Origin of the sequence: Pantoea rwandensis (assembly GCF_000759475.1) — a bacterium.
Taxonomy (GTDB): domain Bacteria; phylum Pseudomonadota; class Gammaproteobacteria; order Enterobacterales; family Enterobacteriaceae; genus Pantoea; species Pantoea rwandensis_B.
On sequence record NZ_CP009454.1, the window covers coordinates 3,595,253 to 3,618,542 of the forward strand.

At 52.6% G+C, this 23,290-nt stretch carries 16 protein-coding genes and 4 pseudogenes; 10 read left to right on the forward strand and 10 right to left on the reverse strand.

From position 1 onward, the window contains the following. Both LH22_RS16480 and LH22_RS16485 read right to left on the reverse strand, forming a co-directional pair. A complete protein-coding gene (locus LH22_RS16480) occupies positions 1–795 on the reverse strand; it encodes a deaminated glutathione amidase (protein ID WP_038648348.1) in 795 nt (264 codons plus the stop codon). Positions 796–797: 2 nt separating this feature from the next. After that, positions 798–1,757: an ABC transporter substrate-binding protein gene (locus LH22_RS16485; protein WP_038648351.1), complete on the reverse strand. Its 960-nt coding sequence runs from the start codon at positions 1,755–1,757 to the stop codon at positions 798–800. Between the two features lie 135 nt (positions 1,758–1,892). Here LH22_RS16485 and LH22_RS16490 point away from each other — a divergent pair, with 135 nt between their 5' ends. Next, positions 1,893–3,248 (forward strand): PLP-dependent aminotransferase family protein, encoded by a 1,356-nt coding sequence (locus LH22_RS16490; protein ID WP_038648354.1) that lies wholly within the window; start codon positions 1,893–1,895, stop codon positions 3,246–3,248. Here the strand turns inward: LH22_RS16490 and LH22_RS16495 are convergent. The 3 genes from LH22_RS16495 to pagP form a co-directional block, all read right to left on the reverse strand. Beyond that, complete coding sequence (locus LH22_RS16495) at positions 3,226–3,657, reverse strand: GNAT family N-acetyltransferase (RefSeq protein ID WP_034829026.1); 432 nt, start codon at positions 3,655–3,657, stop codon at positions 3,226–3,228. The two genes, LH22_RS16490 and LH22_RS16495, sit on opposite strands and share 23 nt — an antisense overlap. 357 nt (positions 3,658–4,014) lie before the next feature. Then, positions 4,015–4,224 carry a transcription antiterminator/RNA stability regulator CspE gene (gene cspE, locus LH22_RS16500; RefSeq protein ID WP_034829024.1) on the reverse strand — a complete coding sequence of 70 codons (210 nt, stop codon included), beginning with the start codon at positions 4,222–4,224 and terminating at the stop codon, positions 4,015–4,017. A 150-nt stretch (positions 4,225–4,374) separates the two neighbouring features. Beyond that, positions 4,375–4,896, reverse strand: a complete 522-nt coding sequence (pagP, locus tag LH22_RS16505) for a lipid IV(A) palmitoyltransferase PagP (protein WP_081946744.1) — start codon at positions 4,894–4,896, stop codon at positions 4,375–4,377. 999 nt (positions 4,897–5,895) lie between these two features. Between pagP and LH22_RS16510 the strand changes: the two genes are divergently transcribed. Both LH22_RS16510 and LH22_RS16515 read left to right on the forward strand, forming a co-directional pair. Next, a complete protein-coding gene (locus tag LH22_RS16510; RefSeq protein ID WP_008103719.1) occupies positions 5,896–6,141 on the forward strand; it encodes a hypothetical protein in 246 nt (81 codons plus the stop codon). A gap of 108 nt (positions 6,142–6,249) precedes the next feature. Next, a complete protein-coding gene (locus tag LH22_RS16515) occupies positions 6,250–7,332 on the forward strand; it encodes a malate/lactate/ureidoglycolate dehydrogenase (RefSeq protein ID WP_038648362.1) in 1,083 nt (360 codons plus the stop codon). Between the two features lie 47 nt (positions 7,333–7,379). Here LH22_RS16515 and gntT read toward each other — a convergent pair whose 3' ends face one another. Next, positions 7,380–8,696, reverse strand: a complete 1,317-nt coding sequence (gntT, locus tag LH22_RS16520; RefSeq protein ID WP_038648365.1) for a gluconate transporter — start codon at positions 8,694–8,696, stop codon at positions 7,380–7,382. 125 nt (positions 8,697–8,821) lie between these two features. On the opposite strand from gntT, the pseudogene LH22_RS16525 reads away from it, so the two are divergent. After that, positions 8,822–10,133: pseudogene (locus LH22_RS16525) on the forward strand (iron-containing alcohol dehydrogenase). A 158-nt stretch (positions 10,134–10,291) separates the two neighbouring features. On the opposite strand, the gene LH22_RS16530 reads toward LH22_RS16525, so the two are convergent. The 3 genes from LH22_RS16530 to LH22_RS16540 form a co-directional block, all read right to left on the reverse strand. Further along, entirely contained in the window at positions 10,292–11,119 is an 828-nt protein-coding gene (locus LH22_RS16530; protein ID WP_038648371.1) for a Cof-type HAD-IIB family hydrolase, read from the reverse strand. A gap of 108 nt (positions 11,120–11,227) precedes the next feature. Then, positions 11,228–11,701, reverse strand: a complete 474-nt coding sequence (locus LH22_RS16535; protein WP_038648374.1) for an RcnB family protein — start codon at positions 11,699–11,701, stop codon at positions 11,228–11,230. 944 nt (positions 11,702–12,645) lie between these two features. Then, complete coding sequence (locus tag LH22_RS16540; protein ID WP_038648376.1) at positions 12,646–12,885, reverse strand: DUF1272 domain-containing protein; 240 nt, start codon at positions 12,883–12,885, stop codon at positions 12,646–12,648. Positions 12,886–13,067: 182 nt separating this feature from the next. Here LH22_RS16540 and LH22_RS16545 point away from each other — a divergent pair, with 182 nt between their 5' ends. Both LH22_RS16545 and LH22_RS16550 read left to right on the forward strand, forming a co-directional pair. After that, complete coding sequence (locus tag LH22_RS16545) at positions 13,068–14,171, forward strand: AI-2E family transporter (RefSeq protein ID WP_038648379.1); 1,104 nt, start codon at positions 13,068–13,070, stop codon at positions 14,169–14,171. Positions 14,172–14,234: 63 nt separating this feature from the next. Then, positions 14,235–15,236, forward strand: a complete 1,002-nt coding sequence (locus LH22_RS16550) for an AI-2E family transporter (RefSeq protein WP_038648382.1) — start codon at positions 14,235–14,237, stop codon at positions 15,234–15,236. A 1-nt stretch (position 15,237) separates the two neighbouring features. Here LH22_RS16550 and LH22_RS16555 read toward each other — a convergent pair. Continuing rightward, positions 15,238–17,253: pseudogene (locus LH22_RS16555) on the reverse strand (HAD-IC family P-type ATPase); the annotation flags it as partial. A 24-nt stretch (positions 17,254–17,277) separates the two neighbouring features. On the opposite strand from LH22_RS16555, the pseudogene LH22_RS16560 reads away from it, so the two are divergent. From LH22_RS16560 to LH22_RS16570, 4 genes and pseudogenes are all read left to right on the forward strand, one after another. Then, positions 17,278–18,600, forward strand: a pseudogene (locus LH22_RS16560) (HsdM family class I SAM-dependent methyltransferase); the annotation flags it as partial. Further along, complete coding sequence (locus LH22_RS16565) at positions 18,600–19,805, forward strand: restriction endonuclease subunit S (protein WP_052059433.1); 1,206 nt, start codon at positions 18,600–18,602, stop codon at positions 19,803–19,805. The pseudogene LH22_RS16560 and the gene LH22_RS16565, both read left to right, overlap by 1 nt. 26 nt (positions 19,806–19,831) lie before the next feature. Then, a pseudogene (locus tag LH22_RS21040) lies at positions 19,832–19,951 on the forward strand (restriction endonuclease subunit S); the annotation flags it as partial. Then, entirely contained in the window at positions 19,948–23,196 is a 3,249-nt protein-coding gene (locus LH22_RS16570) for a type I restriction endonuclease subunit R (RefSeq protein ID WP_038648385.1), read from the forward strand. The pseudogene LH22_RS21040 and the gene LH22_RS16570, both read left to right, overlap by 4 nt. Positions 23,197–23,290 lie beyond the last annotated feature (94 nt).

Sequence of the window (23,290 nt, forward strand, 5' to 3'; positions counted from 1 at the left end):
TCAAAGTGGTTTCAGTTCAGGAAGAGCAAAACGGCGGTTTTCCAGCACCGGCAGTACGCTACGTGCGTAGGCAATACGTTGTGGGTCGAGGTCGGCGAAGACCAGTGCCGCCGACTCTGGCGCTTTGGCAATCGCGACGCCGAGGGGATCGATGACCAGACTGTTGCCGATATTGCGCGGGCCACATTCGCCCACCGCCACCATGTAACAGGTGTTTTCCAGTGCGCGTGCTGTACACAGTAATTCCCAATGCATCTCTTTCAGCGGGCCTTTCACCCAGGCGGCAGGCAGCACCAGCACATCCGCGCCGTCCAGTACCAAACGGCGCGCCAGCTCCGGGAAGCGCACGTCGTAGCAGGTCATCAGGCCCACTTTCATCCCCGCCACTTCCACCAGCGGTGGGATTTCGTTGCCTGGATTTACGCGCTGCGACTCCTGCATCGCAAACGCATCATAAAGATGCAGCTTTTCGTAGGCGGCGATGAGTTCACCGTTGCGAATGGCAATCAGCACGTTGAGCGCTTTGTTGCCCTCTGTCGGCACGTGCACGCTCATCATGGTGGTTAAGTCGTTGCCCTTACTGACCGCCAGCAACTGTGTGATGAAAGGGCCATCCAACGGCTGTGCGGCTTTCAGTACCAAATCAGGGTCGGCAATATCACGCGCCAGCACGCCTTCTGGCAGGACCAGTAAATCCGCGCCTCCAGCCAGTGCATTGTTCATTAAACCGATGCAGATATCGGTGTTTTCCTGCCATTCGCGGCTGACAGCAAACTGCCCCATTGCAACTTTCATCTTCACTCCCCTTGCACTGCTGCCGGGAAAATCGCTTCCGGCGTCAGTAATGTTTTGGTTAAGCCTTGCTGGAACAGCTCGTTAGCAAAATCGGCGATCATCTTTTTGTTAGCGGAGAATCCGTTTTGATTCCAGTCCGCCGGTAATTCCTGCGCGGTACGTCGCAAATCATCCAGCAGCCACGGTGTGGTGTCGGCGTATTTCTCACGTTTCTGCATCCACATCTGGTACGAACGATCGATGATTTCGCTCAACGCCTGCGGCAGCCAGGGGTGCATTTCCGCCAGTGCCGGTTTCATCGCCAGCAGATGGATGCCCGGTACGTAGCCGACGCGGTTAAAGTAGTCGCGCTCGGCGGTCACAAAGTCGTTTTGCAATTGGCGCAGGCCAGAATTCTTCAGGAAGAAACCTTCCGGCATAAAGGGCGTGAACACCGCATCCAGTTCACCGGCCTTGAGCAGATCGATCAGCGGGCGCTCACCCGGTGCCGGTTCAATGCGGCCCGGACGACCGAAACCTGCGAGGCGATCAACAATCGGATGTTCTTCAGTCAAACGTCCGGCAAACCAGTACGCATCATCGATCTCCACGCCAGCCTCACGCAGCACGGTACGCGTCCAGGTATTGCCAGAATCCTGCCAGCCGGTCACCCCGATTTTCTTGCCTTTCAGCTGTGCGGGCGTGGTAATTGGGCTGTCAGCGGTAGTGATGATGCAGCGCTGGCGGAAGCCGCGCATCAGGAAGTGCGGCAGGCCGAGCAGTGCATTATCACCTCTGGCACATGCCTGAGCATAGCGGCTGAATGACACTTCACCCGCATCGTATTTGTCGCTGGTCGCGAGGTTATCAACCAGCGTGCCCACGCGGTCAATCTCCAGCGTGAAGCCTTCTGGTTTGATGTCGCCGAGTGCCAGCGGGGTGAAATAATCCCAGTCACGCACCGCCAGTCTGATGGTTACCATAATTGTGCTTTCCCCGTTTTCGGCCAGAGCTCTGGCGCTGTTTATTTATTCAGCAAATAGTGCTTGAATTTGAGTCTAAAACGCGAATACTAATCTGAACAATCAATTCTTTGTTACTGAACAAATGATTTTCTTATGACGCAAACGGTAGATGTCGAGTGGCTTAGCCAACAAATAGATGATGCTTCGGTAAAGGGAATAACGCTGACCGCCTCAACGTTAATTCGGGACGGCCAAATTGCTGTCGGTATGCAAATGCCTGCGGTGCGCGAACTGGCGGAGCGGCTGGGCGTCAGTCCGGCAACCGTTTCTGCTGCCTGGGCGCAGTTGAAGAAGCAGAAAGTACTGGCGGGTAAAGGACGCAGTGGCGTTTGGGTGTGTGGCAACAGCGTGCTGCCACGCCCCATCCGCTTTGAGAAGATTGGCAACTATGGCGAGAACATCCGTGCCTCACTGGCCATGGCATCACCCGATCCGGCGCTGCTCCCCGATCTCCAGCGGGCGATCCTCGCCGGCATTGCTTCGCCTGAGCTAAACAGCTATCAACGCGAAGCGATCTCCCCGCAATTGCAAGCGGCCATCAGCCCACGCTGGCCCTATCCGGCGGAAGCCTGGTTGGCCACAGATGGCGGCTTTGATGCCATGAATTTGATTGTGCAAACGTTACTGTCGCCGGGCGATCGGGTGGTGATTGAAAATCCCACCGCTACGCGTTTACTGGATATGCTGGAGAATATTGGCGCAGAAATTTTGCCGCTACCCTGTGATGATCAGGGGCCGATCCCCACGGCGCTGGCTGCACATCTGCAAAAATCACCGGCGATGTTTATCTATCAGCCGCGCACGCATTCGGCCACCGGCTACAGCGTGACACAGCGTCGCAGTGCCGAGTTGGCACGGGTGCTGGCGAACAGTACCACGATGATCGTCGAGGATGATGGCATTGGCGATCTGTCGCGCTGGCCGGCCTGGAGCCTGGGTTTCCACTTCCCGGAGCGGGTCATTCACGTTCACTCTTTTTCCAAAGCCTATGGTCCCGATCTGCGCCTGGCGGCGTTATCCGCGACGGCAGACATGGTGAAACGACTGCAGTCATGGCGTAATTTCGGCGTCAGCTGGACCAGCCGTATCTTGCAGGATGGGGTGGCGTGGATGCTCACCGATGAGGCCACACAGCAGAGCATTGAACAGGCGAAGACCGTTTACGCGCAGCGTCGCCAGCAGTTACTGGCGGCACTGGCAAAACGCGGAGTGGTGCTGGAAGAACGAGATGGGTTGAGTGTGCAGATCCCGGTGGAATCAGAGCAGTACGCCATGATCACCCTGGCAGCCCGCGGCATCGCCGTACTGCCGGGAGAACGCTGCTGCCTCAACGGCGAGCCGTTTATTCGCGTCAGTGCTTCGCTGCTCCCGTTCGATCAGCTTGAAAGCATTGCTGACGCGCTGGTCATCGCCACCGGGCGTGAACTTAAAGCGAGCCCAGATCTTTGATGTGATAACGTGGAGATTCCACATAGCCTTCACGCGAGTAGAACTGGTTGGCTTTAAGGCGGGAAGCGTGACAATGCACTTCCATGCGATCGCAACCCCGCTCCCGCGCTAACTGCTCGGCATGGCTGAGCAGCTGTTGGCCACTGCCTTTACTGCGCTCGCCTTCCGCAATGCAAAAATAGCTGATGCGGGCGAAATCACCGGGCAGCGCCAGTTGGGGGATAAAGTGCAAAGAGAGAAACCCCAGAACCTGATTACCGTGTTCTGCCACCAATAAAATTTCGTCGGGATGGCTGCATAACTGCGCCAGACGCGTATCAATAAACTTTTCTGTGCCGCTGTAACCTAGTTCGGTTAACAGCGCACTCAGGGCAAAACTGTCTTTTGCCAGTGCCTGACGTATATTCATCCTGCCTCCTCATGAGTCCTTGCATGCAGTTATATAGCGTTGTTGCGTAAAAAGCTGCAAGTAAGGATTGTTATGAGAATGTTACTGCCAGGTTCTGTGAAATACGCCGCAGAATGTGCCCTGTCATCAGCCTGTCATCACGGCTTAAGGTTGGCTTAACCTGGCTTTGCGATGCTGAATGAAATACATCTCTGGGGCGCGCACATGAAAAACCTGATTCCACGTAGCTACAATGAAGTGATGGCGCTTTTCGTCGCCATGGCGGCCGTGTTGGGCTATTCCCTGACATGGTGGAACATGTAAAAAGGACAAAAAAAACCCGCCATTAGGCGGGTTTTCAAAATTCTAACTGTTAACTTACAGAGCGATAACGTTAGCAGCAGATGGGCCTTTAGCGCCGTCAGTGATTTCGAACTCTACACGCTGACCTTCAGCCAGAGTTTTGAAACCATTGCTCATGATTGCAGAGAAGTGTACGAATACATCTTTGCTGCCATCTTCTGGAGTAATGAAACCGAAGCCTTTCGACTCATTAAACCACTTAACGTTACCTTTGATCTTGGACATCTATATTACCTTTACATGAAAAATGGACACTAAACTGTGTCGGCATCTAGTACAGCAATTGCGGTGACATTTGTCCAGTGAGAATTGATGAAAAAGTGATAAATATTGATTTTTTGCATCCCCTTCACACTTTTTGACGCATTTCACCCGCTAAAACTGGAATCTCAGCCAGGCAAAATAGACGTTACCGTTATTATAAGTCCCTGGAATATAAGTCATTTGGAATGTAGCTGGACCATATCCTATTGATGCTAATGGCAAAACCAGTGGAACCGGGATATAACGCCAGTTATCTCTCGCCGTTACGCCCGCGGTGTAGCCTGCACCGATGTGGAAATTCTGATCGTTCAATGGCCGCCAGGTCGCTTCCCAGCCATAGCCGGCGATAGGCTCCCATTTGTTGAACGAGTCTTTGAACACCATGGCATACAGCCCATGCCAGTTACCTTTCTCATCCCAACGAGATACACCGCCACCTGCGCCCCACGGTCGCTCGTTGTACTTTTCGATATGCTGGTCATCATAGGTCCAGCGGTTATGCCAGGTGATCGCGGGCAGGTAAAAATCATGATGCTGTGGCTGCGACCAGGTTTGCTCAACATTAGTACTAAATGTATTCCATCCCGCTTCAATGGCTTGCGATGTCGTGGCTGCTGATGCCGAAAACGTCATGGGTAACGTCAAAATTCCGCCTAAAAGTGCGGAGAAAATGTGCCGATTCACAAAAAAATCCTATTAAATCATCTCTTAAACTCGCCCCACCCTGTTTAAAAAAAGCATTCGTTGAGTGGGCGATTATTAGCGCAACGAGTTAAAAGGATATTTAAAAAAGCGGCTAAAAACTCCAGGTATTGTCTGTGTTACAACATTATTTTCCGATGATTTAGATTAGGTTGTGGTTTATCTATGGAAAGAAATATCTCGGTCGTCAGGAAAAATGCACATTAAGTGCACTTGATGCGTGATAGTCACTCCGCTATATAACTTAATTTTCAGCAACTTAACGTCGATCATTTACATGGGAAATAAATTAATTAAATTTATGAATTGAACTCTGAAGGCGAATAAGATAAATCTCATCTTTCCAGGACGGAGAGGGAGGAAGATTGAAATGACGATTCGTTGTCGACGCTGCGGCTGCGCTAAATTTTATTTCACATTGCCAAAAGTGGAAGAGGAGAGAAATAACTCTCACCACGGTGCGTGTTGCGCGGGTTGTGATAAACCCATTGACTGGCGTGACCTTATTCCGGCAATGCAAACTTATCGCGAATTTGCCGCGTCCCGGGCAGAATAACGAATTCAGGCACCTCGGGTGCCTGTTCGTGTCAGAAAATCAGTTTAAATACACCCGTAATCGTCAGTAATCCCACGATAAAAATGATGGCAATAATCCACAGAATTATTTTCATTGTTCGCTCCTTCAGTGATGAAAAATAACGCGCCTGTAAACCAGTATAGATGATCATTCTGTGTTCGCTGTGCAGTGCGAGCACTGTCACGCATCGTGATGAGCGTTGCCTTGCCTTCAGTTTTATTTCTGCGAGACGGATCGCATGTCGCAATTTTATCCCCCTCTCCCGCTGCGCACCGCCAGCCTGTGCTGTCTAAACTTACAGCGCCTCTAGCAGGCCTCAATTGTTATCACTGCCTACGTAACAAGGAGATCATATGAGCACGATTAATACCAGCATGGGGCGTTACAGCCTGAAGGCAAAGGATTACGGCAACCACATCAGTGGCAGCATTGCCATTAATGATGAAGGTGGCACCCAACTCACCATGCAAGAATTTGAAGAGCATTACCTTGACGATGTCGTCAACAATGTCATTTATCCGGTCACGGGTGGGAACCGTGAAATTACCCGCGCGTTGCGCGATCAGATGGTAAAAGCGGGCTTTGAACAGCCGCATTGAGTTTTTGGGCCACAGATTGTGGCCCTTTGCTTTTGATAACCCTCACTTGCGGTGATGATAGTTTTAAGCGCAGGATGCAATATCGAACATGACAAGGAGATTGACCGCGTGAGTACCCTTTACCGACTTCCCCCTTCCCAGCTCCATCAATTTGTTCAGGCCATTTGGTTACATGCCGGCAGCAGCGCCGAAGAGTCACGTTTAGTGGCTGACCATCTGGTGGCCGCCAATCTGGCCGGTCACGATTCCCACGGCGTGGGAATGATCCCGAGCTATATGAGTTCACTGAAGCAGGGCTTCCTGCAACTGAACCAGCACACCACCATTGAAAAGGATGCCGGTGCGGTGCTCACCCTGCACGGTCATAACGGCTTTGGTCAGGTGGCTGCACATCAGGCGATGCAGTTGGGTATTGAGCGGGCAGCGAAGCTGGGCATCGCTGCGGTCGGCTTACACCATTCCCACCATATTGGTCGTATCGGTCATTGGGCGGAACAGTGCGCAGCGGCGGGATTCGTCTCTTTCCATTTCGTCAACGTGATGGGCGATCCGATGGTTGCGCCCTTTAACGGCAGCGATCGCCGTTTTGGTACTAACCCCTTCTGTGCCATCTTCCCGCGCCAAAATGCCAAACCGCTGCTGCTCGATTTCGCCACCAGCGGCATTGCCTACGGTAAAACGCGCGTGGCATGGAACAAAGGGCAACAGGTCGCGCCCGGTTATCTGATCGATCACCAGGGGCAGCCCACCACCGAGCCCGGCGTGATGCATCAGGCACCTTATGGCTCGCTGATGCCGTTTGGCCTGCACAAAGGTTATGCGCTGGCCACGATGTGCGAAATTCTTGGCGGTGCGCTCTCCGGCGGCCGCACCACGCACGATGCCACGCTGGTCAGCAGCCATGACGCCATTTTCAACTGCATGACCACTATCATCGTCAATCCCGAGGCGTTTGATGCCCCTGCGATGCAGGAAGAAGCAGAATCGTTCCTCGAATGGGTAAAACGCTCGCCACAAAGCGGCGATGCACCGATTCAGGTTCCGGGTGAATGGGAAGAACAGAATCGTACCGAACGCGATCGTGAGGGTATTCCGCTCGATAGCAACAGTTGGGAACAGATTTGTGCAGCTGCATTACAGGCAGGCATGCCTGATGAAGAGCTGGCGGCCTTCCGCGCGCTGGCGCAGTAGACCGCAGCAGTGAAGAAGCTGAGGCACATTGCCTCAGCTGAATTCCGTCAGATTACGTTAGCCAGCAGCAAACAGCCGACCAAACCACACACCGAAATAATGGTTTCCAGCGCGGACCAGGAGCGAATAGTTTCGCCAATGGTCAGGTTGAAGTACTCCTTGAACAGCCAGAAGCCCGGATCGTTGACGTGAGAGAAGATCACGCTGCCGGAACCCACGGCAATCACCATCAGTTCCGGGCTGGCACCGCTGGTAGCAATCAGTGGCGCAACGATCCCGCCGGCGGTAATCGCCGCTACGGTGGCTGAACCCAATGCGATACGCAACACCGCCGCGATAGACCACGCCATAAAGATCGGCGATACATTGGTCTCGTGCATCATACTCGCGATGTATTTATCGACGCCGCTGTCCACCAGCACCTGCTTGAACGCCCCGCCGCCGCCAATGATCAACAGCATCATGGCGATGATTTTGATCGAGTCGGTGATGGTGCCCATCACTTCATCCATACTCCGTCCACGGTTCAGACCAAAGGTGAAGATGGCGATCAGTACCGCAATCAGCGTTGCCATAATCGGGTCACCAAAGAACTCTGCATACGGCAACAACAGATGCCCTTTCGGCAACACCATCTCCGAGACGGCACGCAAGGCCATCAGCACTACCGGCACTAACGCCGTCCAGACGCTGACGCCAAAGCCCGGCATTTCTGCTTCGGTAAAGGTTTTTGGGTTCCACAAACCTTCCGGGATCGGTTTGTCGATGCCTTTCAGGAAGCGCGCATACACCGGCCCCGCCAGAATCACGGTCGGAATACCCAGCAGCGTGCCATACAGCAGCGTTTTACCCATATCGGCGTTGAACAGCGTCGCAATCGCTGTTGGGCCTGGATGCGGAGGCAGGAAACCATGCGTCACCGACAATGCCGCAGCCATCGGCACGCCGACGTACAACAACGGCACACGCGCCGACGCCGCGATGCTGAACACCAGCGGCAGCATCAACACAAAGCCCACTTCATAGAACAGCGCGAAGCCCACCGTGAATCCGGTTAAGACCAGCGCCCACTGAATGTGTTTTTGACCAAATTTAGCAATCAGCGTGGTGGCAATACGTTGGGCACCGCCGCAGTCGGCCAGCAGTTTCCCCAGCATCGCGCCAAAGCCCATGATCAGCGCCAGACTACCCAGCGTGCCGCCTACGCCGGTTTTGATCGATCCAATCACTTTGTTGACAGGCATACCCTGCATCATACCCACCGCCAGCGCGACCAGGATCAGCGCAATAAATCCGTTCAGCTTGAAGCGAATCATTAACAGCAGCAGTAAGGCTACGCCAATCGCCACATAGAGTAATGGCATAATTTTTCTCCACTTTTGCGCACGACAGCATGTCGGCAGCGGTTTGTTTTGTTTATCCCAAAGGACAGTCGATTCGGTGACATCGCTGAGAGGCACGCGGTCTGTCGCACAATGTTACGGGTATCATGTTAAGGGTAACATTGCGCACAAAGCATCAGCCGCGCGGGGGGAATTTCTGTTTTGCGAAGGTGATCAACTTTTTGCCAGGCAGTTATCAGAATGTTTGCAGCGGGGGCGTCACCGCTTTTGGTTACACTAAGGTCTTTATGCCCTTCAAAAAAGGATCTGCAGGTGAGTGAGAATCTGATTGAGTTGTACAGTAATCAACAAACCCTGTTTGGACGTGGCAGCATTGACCGATTATTGCCGCTGCTGGCTGCCCATCCCCAACCGACATTGCTGTTTTGTGGTCGATCTTTCCTTAACGGTCCCGCCTGGCAGAGACTCGGTGCGGCACTCAATGACCAGATTCTGGGCTATGAGATTGTCAGCCATGAAGCCTCGCCTGATGAAATCGATGCCTGGGTCAATCGCTGGCGCGGTCATGTAGATCGCGTAGTGGCGATCGGCGGCGGCAGCGTGCTGGATGCCGCCAAAGCCTTCAGCGCCATGATGCAGCATCCGCTGAACACCGCACGCTACCTGGAGAAAGTGGGCGATACGCCGGTTCAGGCGATCACTCTGCCGCTGATCGCCATTCCCACCACAGCGGGAACGGGCAGTGAGGCGACGCAAAACGCCGTGGTGACCGATCAGCAGCATATTCAGGTGAAAGCCTCGCTGCGCCATCCGGTGTTTGTGCCACAGGTGGCCATTCTGGATGCCGATTTGCTCAAGGGCACGCCAGATAGCGTACTGGCAACCTGCGCCATTGATGCATTTACCCATCTGTTTGAAGCGTATCTGTCGCGCAAAGGCAATCTGTTTACCCAACAAACGGCGCTGAATGGGCTGCGGCTGTTCTTTCAGGCGTGGCCAAACCTGAATCGTGACGATGCGCAAGGTGATGAAGCGCGAGAAGCGATGATGATGGCTTCCTGGCTGGGCGGCGTATGCCTGAGCAGTGCGGGATTGGGCGTGATTCATGGGATTGCCGGTGAACTGGGCGCTATCAAACCTTTCCATCACGGAGAAGTGTGTGGGCGTTTGCTGTTCCCATTCCTCGATGTGCTGGCGGAAACCGAACACGCTGAACAGCAGCGTTTGATGACACAGTTGGGACAAGCATTGTTACCGGACGATCCGGCGCCGACCGCGCTGGCGCTCAAAGCCTGGTTGCAGCAGCATGCGATTGTGCCGTTCTGGCAGGATGGGCCGACCTTGAGCGCCACCGACGTTGACTGGATTGTCGCGCGCGCCAACAGTAAAAACGGCTGGGTCAGTTACGATGCCCCCACCCTCACCGAGATGATTACTGCGGCCTGGCACGTTGCTTAACATCGGTTGATTTAAACGGTGCGGGCGCGCCAGAGCACGCCCGCACACCATCACTCTTCCGCCACATTACCGCGCCATGTGCGCCGCTTCATCTCACCGCGACTGCATATGCTTAGCGCATCGACAAAGCAAATAATGAATAACGTGTCAGATGACACTCAGAGGGTAAACGGCGGTTTGCCTGCCAGCATCTGTTCGATCACCTGCAGCACACCCTCTTCATTATTGCTGGGCGCTTCATAGCGTGCGGCGTCTTTCACTTTTTGCGGGGCATTCGCCATAGCGAAGCTGAAGCCCGATTGCTGCAACATTTCCAGATCGTTGCCGCCATCGCCAAACACCAAAATCTCACTGCGATCGATGCCCCAGCGTTTACCGAGCAGATCGAGCCCATGCCCTTTGTGATTGCCAGGCACAATCAGATCCACTGAGCCGTGGCCGCTGGAGGTCGCTGCGGCCGAACCCTGATGCAGGCGTTCGATATCGGCCATTAACGGTTCAACATAATCATCGGAGAGATTGAGGGCGAACTTGAAGAGTTTGTCATCCGCGACCTCATCGAGGCTGCGAATCGGCTTCAGACGGTGGCAGTAGTGGCGCATCTTCACCAGCCAGCTCTCCTCAAGACCTTCGAAGTAGTAGGCACTTTCACGTCCACAGAGGATATAACGCAGTTCCGGGTAGTGCCCGTTGTGCAGGGTATCGAGTACCGCATCGATATCGTCACGGCTGAACGCGCCGCAGAACAGCTCTTCATCGCGATCGATGATCCATGCACCGTTTTCGGCGACGAAGGCAATTTCGCTGGAGATATCGGGGAAGAAGGATTTGAGTTGGTAATACTGGTTGCCACTGGCGACCACAAATTTGATGCCGCGCCGTTTCATTTCCTGATAACAAGCCTGAAAACGAGCCCGGTTGTACTGCTTTTTATCGTCGAGAAAGGTGCCGTCCTTGTCTACTGCCACCATTTTTACCACGGTCATCATGACTCCTTAGCGCGTTGTAGGGAAAAAAGGGTCGCAGACAGAATAACCTGGTGAAGGCAGAAAGCAGAGAGAAACACGGATGGCCGTAGCCATCCGTGGGAGAGACTAGTTGAACGCGCCGTTGAGCAACAGCGAGGTGATCACGCCAGTGGCGGCAGCAATCAGGACGTAATTGCCGTCAACGTAAGACCAGTACTCACCGCGTGGCGGCTCTGGCAGACGGCGTTCACGCCAGTCATCTACGCGATAGTGCGGGCCGCGGAATTCTGGCGGCATTGGGTGTCCGCGACGGAAATCGTGGCCGTTCCAGGCGAAGTGATCGCCGTCATGGTGTCCATCTGGGCCACGATGGTCGGCATAACGGTCATGATGATCCGGGCCACGGTCCGGGCCATGGTTGTAGCCATGATCCGGGCCGCGATCGCCGCCATGGTCAGGGCCACGGCCATGATCCTGATGCTGGTCGCCGCCGTGCTGCTGCCAGCGCTGGTCGCCCGGGCCATCTGCCCAGGAAACGGAAGAGAACAGTGTGCTGCATGCAATAAGTGACGCAATAAGACTTAATGTTGTTTTTTTCATGATGTTGCCTCCAATGATAACGGCAGTTACTGCACCGTCGAGAGACACTATTCACCAATTAAAAACAAAAAAGGATTTCCAAAACTCTTAAAAACCGCAGACTTACATTAAATTACTACAAATTAGCGATTTCTTAACGGTTGTATCTTTTCTGACATTATCTGGTCTTAAAGTCAGCGGATTCATCCTACAGCGGAGAGGAAAGAAACCCGATCGCGAGGATCGGGTGGAGAATGCTATTTCCATAAATTGCATAAAGCGGGTAAACCCTAAAATTGAGGGTAAAACTGAAGCACACAACGCCACATCACTAGCATTGCGGATAAACAATACCATTTTAAAATGCAAAATTCTTTTAAAAACCCCTGCTTTTCGGAAAAAACCGTAAAAATAAAACGGTGCAGAAAAATAATCTGCTGTGCGACGGTTCTGAAGTACAAATAAGGTCTGTGCTCTGACCAGAATAGCGGTTTGATAAATTTCGTGCTCGCGCAGTGGAATGAAATGAACCGACTACCCGCGATAACCCCACAGCCACCAGGCGATAAAACACTGCCAAATCAATGCTATTTCGTTAAAAATGCTTCAGCAAAGCGTTTCCCTGACCAGACTTCAGCGTTATTCATCAATTCACCAGGCATTAATTAGCGAAAATAGCGACGCATCCCGATTAATTCACAATCGTGATTAATATCGCGCTAAATATAGTTCAGGTTCTATATCGATTATCGGATGTTTATTTCAACTTCGCTGTCAGCGTAAGAATATTACGTTACCGCTACTGTTTATTTCCGCGGGAAGAAATCGTGGAAAGAATAATAGTCAGTGCCAGCCTGAGGGGGATCACGGTTGGTTAAACGGCTACGCTAAGTCCCCATCTCCCGCACGTTGCTGCGCCAGTACGGCATTAAACACCTGAGCGAGGCGCAACGGTGCCAGTGGATTCAGCGCGTCGGGGAAGCCGATAAATGACGCGTGGTCGAAGCCGGATGGCGCGCCAACGCCGCCGCCGGACGCACCGGACGGCGCACCAGCTCACCCTCACAGTTCGGACAACGGTGGTTCAGCGTCGTTTCCACGCACTCGACACAAAAGGTGCATTCGAACGAGCAGATACGCGCATCCGGTGAGTCCGGCGGTAAGTCTTTATCACAGCATTCACAGTTGGGGCGTAATTCCAGCATCGCTCATCTCCCGTCAGATTTTTCATCATCATCACCGTGAAACAACCTTTGCGCCAGCCCGCTGGCAGACATCAGCAGGACAGATCGGGACATCCGATGTCCGCACGCGTGGCCTAAAAGCATTACATTCCGCGTTTCACGTTCTATAGTTCAATCGCCACGTTTACTAACGAGACTATTGAATGCGTATCAAAGGCCTTAACTTCGGTTTCTTTATTGTGATTTTAGCGATCGTCACGGTCGCCTTTTTCGATGTGCTGACACCCTATTTCTCCGCCATTTTCTGGGCTGCCATTCTGGCGGTGATCTTCCATCCTTTAAAGTCGCTGTTACGCCGCAAAATGGGCGATCGTAACGGACTCGCTGCCTTTGCCACGCTGGCGATCATCTGCCTGATCGTGTTCACGCCATTAGCAATCATCACCTCGTCAATGGTGGTGGAAGTCAACACGGTGTACACCAAGCTGCAGAACAACTCCTCGCAATTCCCTGCGGTGTTTGCTGATCTGATCCAGCATTTACCGGGTTGGGCACAAAGTTATCTCTCCGACCATAATCTGAATGACGCTGGCAAATTGCAGCAGAAGCTGTCTGAGTTCGCGCTCAAAGGCGGCCAGTATATGGCGGGCAGCGTCTTCCTGATCGGCAAAGGCACCTTCACCTTTACCGTCGGCTTTGGCGTGATGCTCTACCTGCTGTTCTTCCTGCTGAAGGATGGCGCGTGGTTGGTCAACTTAATACTGGAAGCGCTGCCGCTCTCCACCTATGTTAAACATCATCTGATGGTGAAATTTGCCGCCGTCTCACGCGCTACCGTCAAAGGCACGGTAGTGGTCGCGGTGGTTCAGGGCGTGTTGGGCGGTCTTGCCTTCTGGTTCACGGGCATTGACGGCAGCTTACTCTGGGGTGCATTAATGGCGTTCCTGTCACTGATTCCTGCTGTGGGTTCAGCGATTGTCTGGGTGCCCGCTGCCATCTTCTTCTTCGCCACCAGCGCCATATGGAAAGGGTTGTTCCTGGTGGGTTTCTTCGTAGTGATTGTAGGCCTGGTGGACAACATCCTGCGCCCACTGTTGGTGGGTAAAGACACGAAAATGCCTGACTACTTGATCCTGATCGCCACACTGGGCGGCATGGAAGTTTACGGTATCAACGGTTTTGTTATCGGTCCGCTGATTGCAGCGCTGTTTATCGCCTGCTGGAATCTGCTCTCGGGTCGTGACAACCGCGAAAACGCCGAAGAGATCGACGAAGAGTTTATCGAAGAGGGAAAAACGCGCGAGTAAGCCGTTTCCCCATCAGGCGGTTGCTCTATTCGGGCAACCGCCGCTTACTGGAGAATCGCACCCATGCACCAGGGTTGGTTAAAATCCCTCTCGCCACTGGCACAAGCCCTGTTTTTACTCGCTTGCCTGACAATTGTGTTGTTAGGACTACGGCTCGGCGCGCCGCTGATCAATCAGGTGCTGCTGGCCATCTTCCTCGCCGTGATGCTCGATCCGCTGATTAGCCGCCTGGCGCACTATCGTATTCCGCGCGTGCTCTCTTCCCTGCTGGTGATTGCCATCCTGCTGCTGCTGATCGTCATCACCATCATGTCACTGAGCGCCTCCGCTCCGGATCTGATCAAACTGAGCCGACAAGCACCCAATCTGGTGGCAGCCAAACTGCAATACCTCACGCTTTCCCTGAGTCAGATGGGCATCGTGCTTACCGCCGATGAGATGCTTAATTTTGTCGATGCCGGTGCCGTGGTGCGCTTTGTCACGACGCAACTGTCGTTAATCCCCGGCCTGCTTTCGTGGTGGTTAATGGTGTTCCTGATGCTGCTGTTTATGCTGATTGAACTGCCGCTGCTGAAACGCACGCTGCGCGCCAGCAAACAGCACTCCGCACTGTTTATCGCACTGGAAGAAGGGATTCAGAGTGTGATTGTCTACGCGCGAGTGAAAACGTTGACCGGCCTGCTGGGCGGCGTGATTGTCTGGGGCGTTGCGCATCTGCTGGGATTGAAGTTCGCCTTTTTATGGGGCGTGCTGATGTTTATCTTCAACTACATTCCGGTGCTCGGGTCGTTTCTGGCAGCGATTCCGCCAGTGATCCAGACCTTTATCCTGTTCGATACCCAAACCAGCCTGATGATGGTGGGATTCTTTGTGGTGCTGAACCTGTTGCTCAGTTCGGTGCTGGAGCCGCTGATGCTCGGCAAGCGCCTCAATCTCACCCTAACCGTGCAACTGCTCGCCTTCCTGTTCTGGCAAGCGCTGCTCGGTATCACCGGCGCGATACTGGCAATTCCCCTCACCTTCCTGCTGAAAAAAGTCTGGCTGGCACTGCGCCAGCCAGAGTGAGCTATCGGGCGACGCGCCAGCCGCGCGTCAGTTGCTTCTCGATTTCCACCAGCACGAAAATCCCGGCGCTGACCGCGAGCGAGATAAACCAATATTTAATTGGCAGCGGCTCGGTGCCAAACAGCGTGTTCATCAGCGGCAGATAGATAATCATCGCCTGCAACGCCACCAGCACCAGCGTCACCAGCCAGATACCGCGGTTTTTAAGCAAACCAGCATCCAGCGAGAAGCCATCGCTGTTGCGGCAGTTGAGCATATACACCCACTGGGCAGTGACCAGCATCTGCAACAGCACGGTACGAATGAACTCCGGCGAATAACCGCGCGGCTGCAGCCAGGCTTCCAGCACAAAGGCGCTAATCGAGATCAGCAGGCCGACGAAAACCACTCGCCAAATGGCGTAACCGTCCATCACATGACTGCGCACATTACGCGGCGGCCGACGCATGATATTGCGCTCGGCGACTTCAAACGCCAGTCCAAATGAGAGCGTTGCCGAGGTCGCCATATTCATCCAGAGAATCTGCACCGGCGTCAGCGGCAATAGATTGCCCATCAGAATCGCGATGATGATCAACAGCCCCTGCGCGAGGTTGGTCGGCATCACAAACAGGATAGTTTTCTTCAGGTTATTGTAAACACGGCGCCCCTCTTTCACCGCCGCCGCGATAGTCGCGAAGTTATCATCCGCCAGAATCATGTCCGCCGACTCTTTGGTCACTTCAGTGCCTTTGATGCCCATGGCGATGCCGACATTGGCCTGTTTCAGCGCAGGCGCATCATTCACGCCATCACCGGTCATGCCGACGATCTCCCCGCTCTCCGCCAGCGCTTTCACCAGACGCAGCTTATGTTCCGGGCTGGTACGCGCGAAAATATCGTACTCGCGCGCCGCTTTACTCAGTTCTGCATCGTCCATGTGCTCCAGCTGATAGCCGGTGATGGCGCTGTCACTGTTGCCGATCCCCAACATCTGCCCGATGGCCATCGCCGTTTCCGGGTGATCACCAGTGATCATCTTGACGCGAATCCCCGCCTGCTGGCAGTCACGTATGGCGGTAATCGCTTCGGGACGTGGCGGATCCATCATGCACGCCAGACCCAGCATCATCATGCCCTCGCGCAGATCGGCGTGATCGATCTGCTGCTGCCCTTCCGGCAGCCAGCGCCAGGCCGCGGCCACGGTGCGCAACCCTTCGCTGGCATAAGTGGTGATCGCGGCGTTCCAGTAGTCGCGATCCAGCGCTTCGGCCCCTTGCGCGCCCTGCTGCTGCTGACATAGCGCGAGCAACACATCCGGTGCGCCGGTCAGCAACAGGCACGCTTTGCCATCAATCAGGCAACTCACGGCCATATATTTGTAGGCCGAATCGAACGGCAGCTTGCTCAGCACCTGCACACTTGCCGAATGGATGCCCGCTTTCGCCGCCAGCACCTTGAGCGCGCCCTCTGTGGGGCCACCGACAATCCCCCAATGGCCCTGTTGATCCTGCCTCAACTGGCTCTCGTTGCAGATATCCACCGTCTGTAAAAAGCCGTTGAGCAGTGCCTCATCGCGCTCTCCACTCTCTAGCTGAAACTCTCCTTTCGGCTCGTAGCTATTGCCACTGATACGCCAGTGACTATTCGCCAGCACCAGCGCTTTCACCGTCATTTCGTTCATGGTCAGCGTGCCGGTCTTATCCGAGCAGATCACTGACATGGCACCGAGGGTTTCTACCGTCGGCAGCTTACGAATGATGGCGTGATTGCGCGCCATTGACTGCACGCCTAGTGAGAGAATTATCGAGATGATGGCCGGTAAACCCTCTGGCACCGCCGCGACCGCCAGGCTGATCACTGCCAGCAGCAGTTCCGCCAGCGGGATGTCGCGCAGCAGATAACCGAACACGAACAGCGCGGCCATCATCAGCAGAATGATGTAGAAAATCGCCTTACCGAGTTTTTCAATCTGCACCAGCAGCGGGGTTTTTGCCTCTTCGATGGAGGAGATCATCGCGTTTATGTGCCCCAACTCGGCAACCACAATGTGGATGGCACCGTGAGCAACGGTGGGCGGATCGGGATTATCCTTAACGGTTCCCCACTCTTTACCGGTGGTGCGGGCAGCGGTGAGAGCGAAATCCGTCGCTATATTCTGGAAGCCGACCTGCTGGAAGGCATTGTCGCGCTGCCAACGGATATGTTCTACAACACCGGCATTGCCACTTACGTCTGGATCCTCTCCAACAAGAAAGCGCCTGAGCGTAAGGGCAAAGTACAGTTAATCGACGGCAGCAACTTGTATATCAAGATGCGAAAATCTCTAGGCTCCAAGCGAAATCGAATAAACAAAGCTTATCGAAAAATCATTACTCAAACCTTCGGTGATTTTGAGGTGGTGGATGCCACAACCCTGGAAGAACTGGGTCTGGAAAAAGCTGCGGAGCAAAAATCCAGCCGTGGTCGTCAGCCTGTCTCTGCTAAAACTGAAACGCCGAAAACCTTCGCCAGCAAAATCTTTAACAGTACCGACTTTGGGTATCGCCGCCTGAACATTGAGCGCCCGCTGCGTTTATCTGCTCAGGTGACGGATGAGGCGATTGCGACTCTGCGCTTTGCGCCGAAGCCGTTAAACGCGCCGATGGAACGTCTGTATGAAGAGTTCGCATCCCAATGGCATGAGGATACCTACGGTGATTTCTCCGAACTGGAAGTCGAAGCGCGCGCCATCATCAAAGCCGAATTTGCCGAGCTGAAAGAGAAGCAGATTAAAGACCTGCTCGACAGCAAACTGTGGCTGGCACAGCGCGGGTTAATGGAAAAGGCACAGCAGCTTCAGGCAGCTCTGGGTACGCAGGCGGGTGGCAACACGCTGGTGAGCAATGACTTCAACCAGTTCCAGCTGACCCTGAAAGGAGCCATCAAAACCGCTGGCGTGAAGCTGGATGCGAAATAGAACAAGCAGTTAATCGATGCCATCACCACCAAAAATCCGGATGCCGAGCCGGTGGTGAAGAAGACGCTGAAAGAAGCCGCCCAGCCGCTGTACGGTGCGTTTGAATACAAAGGCAAGGTTGTTGAGTTTGAGCAGGACGGTGAGCTGCGCGATAACGAGAACGTGCCGCTAAATCCGGCGATTGCCACCAGCGACCTGATTGAAAACTACTTCAAAGCGGAAGTGCTGCCACATGTGGCGGATGCGTGGATTAATGCTGATAAGCGCGATGCGAAAGATGGTGAGGTGGGGATTGTCGGTTATGAAATTCCGTTTAACCGCCATTTCTATGTTTATCAGCCACCGCGCGCGCTGGAAGAAATTGATACCGATCTGGATGCGGTCAGCGCCGAGATTATGAAGCTGCTGCAGGAGGTACATTCCTGATGACTAGGTATAAGGCGTATCCAGAATATAAGGACTCTGGGGTTGAGTGGTTGGGGGTTATTCCTAAGGGCTGGACTATAAGTAAAGTAAAGTATCTGGCTCCATTTCAGGTTGGTTGGACCCCGCCAACTAAAAATGATGCTAACTTCATTGGTGATAATCTATGGGTCAATATTTCTGACTTAAAAGATAAATTTATTTCATCTACAGCAAAATATATCTCTGATAAAGCTGCAAAAGAAGCATCAATGGATATCACCCCTAGTGGTTCTCTGCTGTATAGCTTTAAGCTATCGGTTGGCGCAGTTTCATTTGCAGGATGTGATCTTTATACAAATGAAGCTATCGCATCATTTTTGGACCAAGCTCAGCTGCCTCTATCATATTTGTACTATGCACTCCCAATATTTGTTATTGAAAATGCATCAACTAATATCTATGGTGCAAAAATATTAAACCAAGAGCTTATAAAAAACTCATTTTTACTTGCACCTTTACATTCTGAAGCAGAAAAAATTGCTAATTTTTTAGATCACGAAACCGCAAAAATCGACAACCTGATCGGGAAGCAACAGCAACTTATTGAAATTCTGAAAGAAAAACGTCAGGCAGTGATTAGTCATGCCGTCACTAAAGGGCTAAACCATGATGTGCCGATGAAAGATTCTGGTGTTGAATGGCTGGGAGAAGTACCAGCACATTGGGAAGTTAAGAAATTAAAGCATGTGGCTAACATAATTGATTGTAAGAATAGAACCCCTGAGTATTTTGATGATGGAGAGTATTTGGTTGTACGAACTACAAATGTAAAAAAACAGAGCTTAGTACTTGATGGCGCCCTTTATACTAATGAGCGAAATTATAATACTTGGACTGAGCGAGGTGTTCCACCTGTTGGTTCAATATTATTTACACGTGAGGCACCTGCAGGTGAAGTTTGCATCGTTCCTGCTTTCACGAAATTATGCTTGGGGCAAAGGATGATGAATTTCATTTGCCATCAGAGTGACTACACTAATTTTTTATTCGACTATCTAACTTCAGATTGTCTTAAAAGATATATTGAAAGTGAGGCCGCTGGTAGCACGGTTAGTCATTTAAGGGTTGAGCAAGTATATAATATACCAATTGTATCCCTCCAAATTCAGAACAGAAAAGTATTGATGAAATGGTTGGGGTTATTAAAACTCAATATTCCAGACTAATAGATGATGCTGAATGTTCACTTGTATTGCTCCAGGAGCGCCGCACAGCCCTTATCTCCGCCGCCGTCACCGGAAAAATCGACGTCCGTGAATGGGTTGTTCCTGACCTGCAGGACACCGAGGAGCAACAGGAGGTCATCGCATGAGCATGGACAGCACCAAAGAGCTGATTTTCCAGAATGAGATGATTGCTCAGATGGAAGCAAAAGGCTGGATTTGTGGCAAAACCGACGGCTACGATCGCGAACGTGCGCTGTATTCCCAGGATGCGCTGACCTTTGTGCAGACCACGCAGCCGCAGGAATGGGAGAAGTTTGCCAAAATTTATCCTACCGATACCGAGCGTCATTTCCTCGATGCGCTGGTGGCGCAGCTGAAAAAAGCGGACATCAACGCCACCGATGTTTTGTCTCGCACTTACGGTACGCTCGGCGTGCTGCGTCATGGTATCAAAAGCCATAATGCGCGTTTTTTGCTGTGCCAGTTTAAGCCGGAACATAACCTCAACCCGGAAACCCTGACTCGCTACAAACAGAATATCTGCCGCATCGTGCCGGAGCTGGTTTACAGCCCGCATGCGTCGAACGCTGCCTTTGAAGAAACGGGCGTTAAGGCGAAGAAATGGCGCATCGACCTGGTGTTGTTCGTCAATGGCCTGCCGATAGCGACCCTCGAACTGAAGTCTGAATTTAAGCAAACGGTGCAAAACGCCATCACGCAATATAAGAAAACGCGTTTGCCAAAAGATCTTGGCACCAATAAACCCGAGCCGCTGCTGACCTTTAAACGCGGCGCACTGGTGCACTTTGCCGTCAGCCAGTATGAAGTGTTTATGGCGACCAAACTTGAGGGTGATAAAACCTTCTTCCTGCCGTTTAACAAAGGTACCCATGACGGCGGTGCGGGGAACGATATCCCAGAAGATGCCAACGACTACGCCACCAGCTACCTGTGGAATGAGGTGCTGCTGCCGGACAACCTGCTGAAAATTCTCGCCAGTTTTGTGCATCTGCAAATTGTCGAAAAAGAAAACGCCATTGGCCTGAAGTACAAAAGCGAGAGCCTGATTTTCCCGCGTTATCACCAGTGGGATGTGGTGAACAAGCTGATTACGGCCGCAACAGCAGAAGGGACTGGCAATAAATACCTGATTCAGCACAGCGCCGGGTCGGGCAAATCGAACTCTATCGCCTGGACAGCCCACCAGCTTTCCTGCCTGTATGATGAAAATGGCGAGAAGCAGTTCCACTCGGTGATTGTGGTGACGGACCGCACCGTGCTTGACGACCAGCTGCAGGACACCATCTATCAGTTTGAACATCAGGATGGCGTGGTCGGGCGTATCAATAACAAAGAAGGTGACGGCTCTAAATCGGAGAAGCTTGCCAGCGCGCTGGAAAACTCGCAGCCGATCATTATCGTGACCATTCAGACCTTCCCGTTTGTCCTGAAAGCGATTGAAAACAGCGTCAGCCTCAAGCAGCGTAAATACGCGGTGATTGCCGATGAAGCGCACTCCTCGCAGAGCGGTTCCACTGCGCGACAGCTGAAAGAAGTGCTGATGACCGAAGAGGCGGATGACGATGTGGAGATATCTTCAGAAGATATTCTGGATGCCACCGTCGCCGCGCGTAAAGGCAGCAATAACCTAAACTATTACGCCTTCACCGCTACACCGAAAGCCAAAACGCTGGAGCTATTTGGCCGTCGTCCTAATCCGCAGGAACCGGCGTCGAAAACGAACAAACCGGAAGCTTTCCACGTTTACTCCATGCGCCAGGCCATTGAAGAAGGCTTTATTCTTGATGTGCTGAAGAACTATACCAACTACAAAGTGGCGTATAAGCTGCTGCAAAAGCTGGACGATCCTGACCGGGAAGTGGACAGCAAGAAAGCGAAGATCAAACTGAGCCAGTGGGTTACGTTGCACGATCATAACGTGTCGCAGAAAGTAAAAGTGATTGTTGAGCACTTCCGTAAGCATGTGATGCATTTGCTGGCCGGTCAGGCGAAAGCGATGGTGGTGACCAGTTCGCGTAAAGCGGCGGTGCGTTACAAGCTGGCGTTCGATAAATATATCGCCCAGCAAAACTACGACAAGATAAGCGCAATGGTGGCATTCTCCGGTGAAGTTGAGTTCCATGAAGATGACCACAACAGCCTTGCGCTGCTTCACCAGAAGTTCACTGAAATCAATATGAACCCAGGGCTGAAAGGCCGGGATATGCGCAAAGCATTTGATTCCGATGACTACCAGGTAATGCTGGTGGCCAACAAATTCCAGACCGGTTTTGACCAGCCCAAGCTGTGCGCCATGTATGTGGATAAAAAACTGGGCGGCGTGGAGTGTGTCCAGACGCTGTCGCGCCTGAACCGTACCTATCCTGGAAAAGCGCAGTCCGGCACCTTTGTGCTCGATTTCTACAACGAACCCGACGAAATTTTGGGTGCTTTCCAGCCGTACTATCAGACAGCGGAACTGACCGATGTCAGCGATCCGCAACTGGTCTTTGAACTGTTTGAAAAGCTGCGTACCAGCGGTATTTTCCTGTGGAGCGAAGTAGAGCAGTTCTGCGAGGCGTTCTTCAGCAAAAACAAATCTAACGCGGCCATCAGCAATATTTGCAAACCTCCGGTTGAGCGTTGGAAGCATCGCTACAACTCTGCGATTGATGCGTATGTGCTGGCCAAAGAGATGTTTGAACGCACCAAGAAGACCGGTGATGTTGTGCTGATCACCAATGCGGAAAACACCTTTAAGGACTGCGAGAAAGAAAAAAGTAAGCTGGATATCTTCAAAAAAGATCTCGGCAGCTTTGTCCGCTTTTACGAGTTTATGTCGCAAATCGTCGATTATGACGACAAGAATCTGGAAAAGCTGAGCCTGTTTGCCCGCCATCTGCGTCCGTTACTGCATGAACAGCGTATCGAAGGGGATGAGATTGATTTAAGCAACGTGGAGATGAGCCATTATCGCCTGTCGAAGCTTCATGAACAGCACCTGAAGCTACAAGAGGATGCTGAAGAATACAAAATCACGCCGGGGAATGATGTCGGTACGGCGAAGCCGAAGGACAAGAAAGAAGAGTTCCTATCGAATATCCTGTCTCGCCTTAATGAGCTATTTGTCACCGATAATCTCACCGATAAAGACATGATCAATTATGCCTTTGCGGTGCGCGACAAGCTGTCAGAAAACCAGGCGGTGATGACCCAGATTGCGAATAATACGCGCGAACAGGCGATGTTGGGTGATTTCCCGAAAGCCATTGATGATGCCGTCATGGACAGCAACGACGCCCAGCAGGAGATGATGGTGCAATACCTCTCTAACCCTGAACTGGCGAAAGGCTTTGCCCGCGTGGTGTTTGATATGTTGAAAGGGGCATAACGCTTTTTCATCAAGGAGTGGTAAAGGAGGTGCAGAATTCTATGGGGGGATACCTGCTTAATAGTTCTCACCTCGATATTATAACTTCACCTGA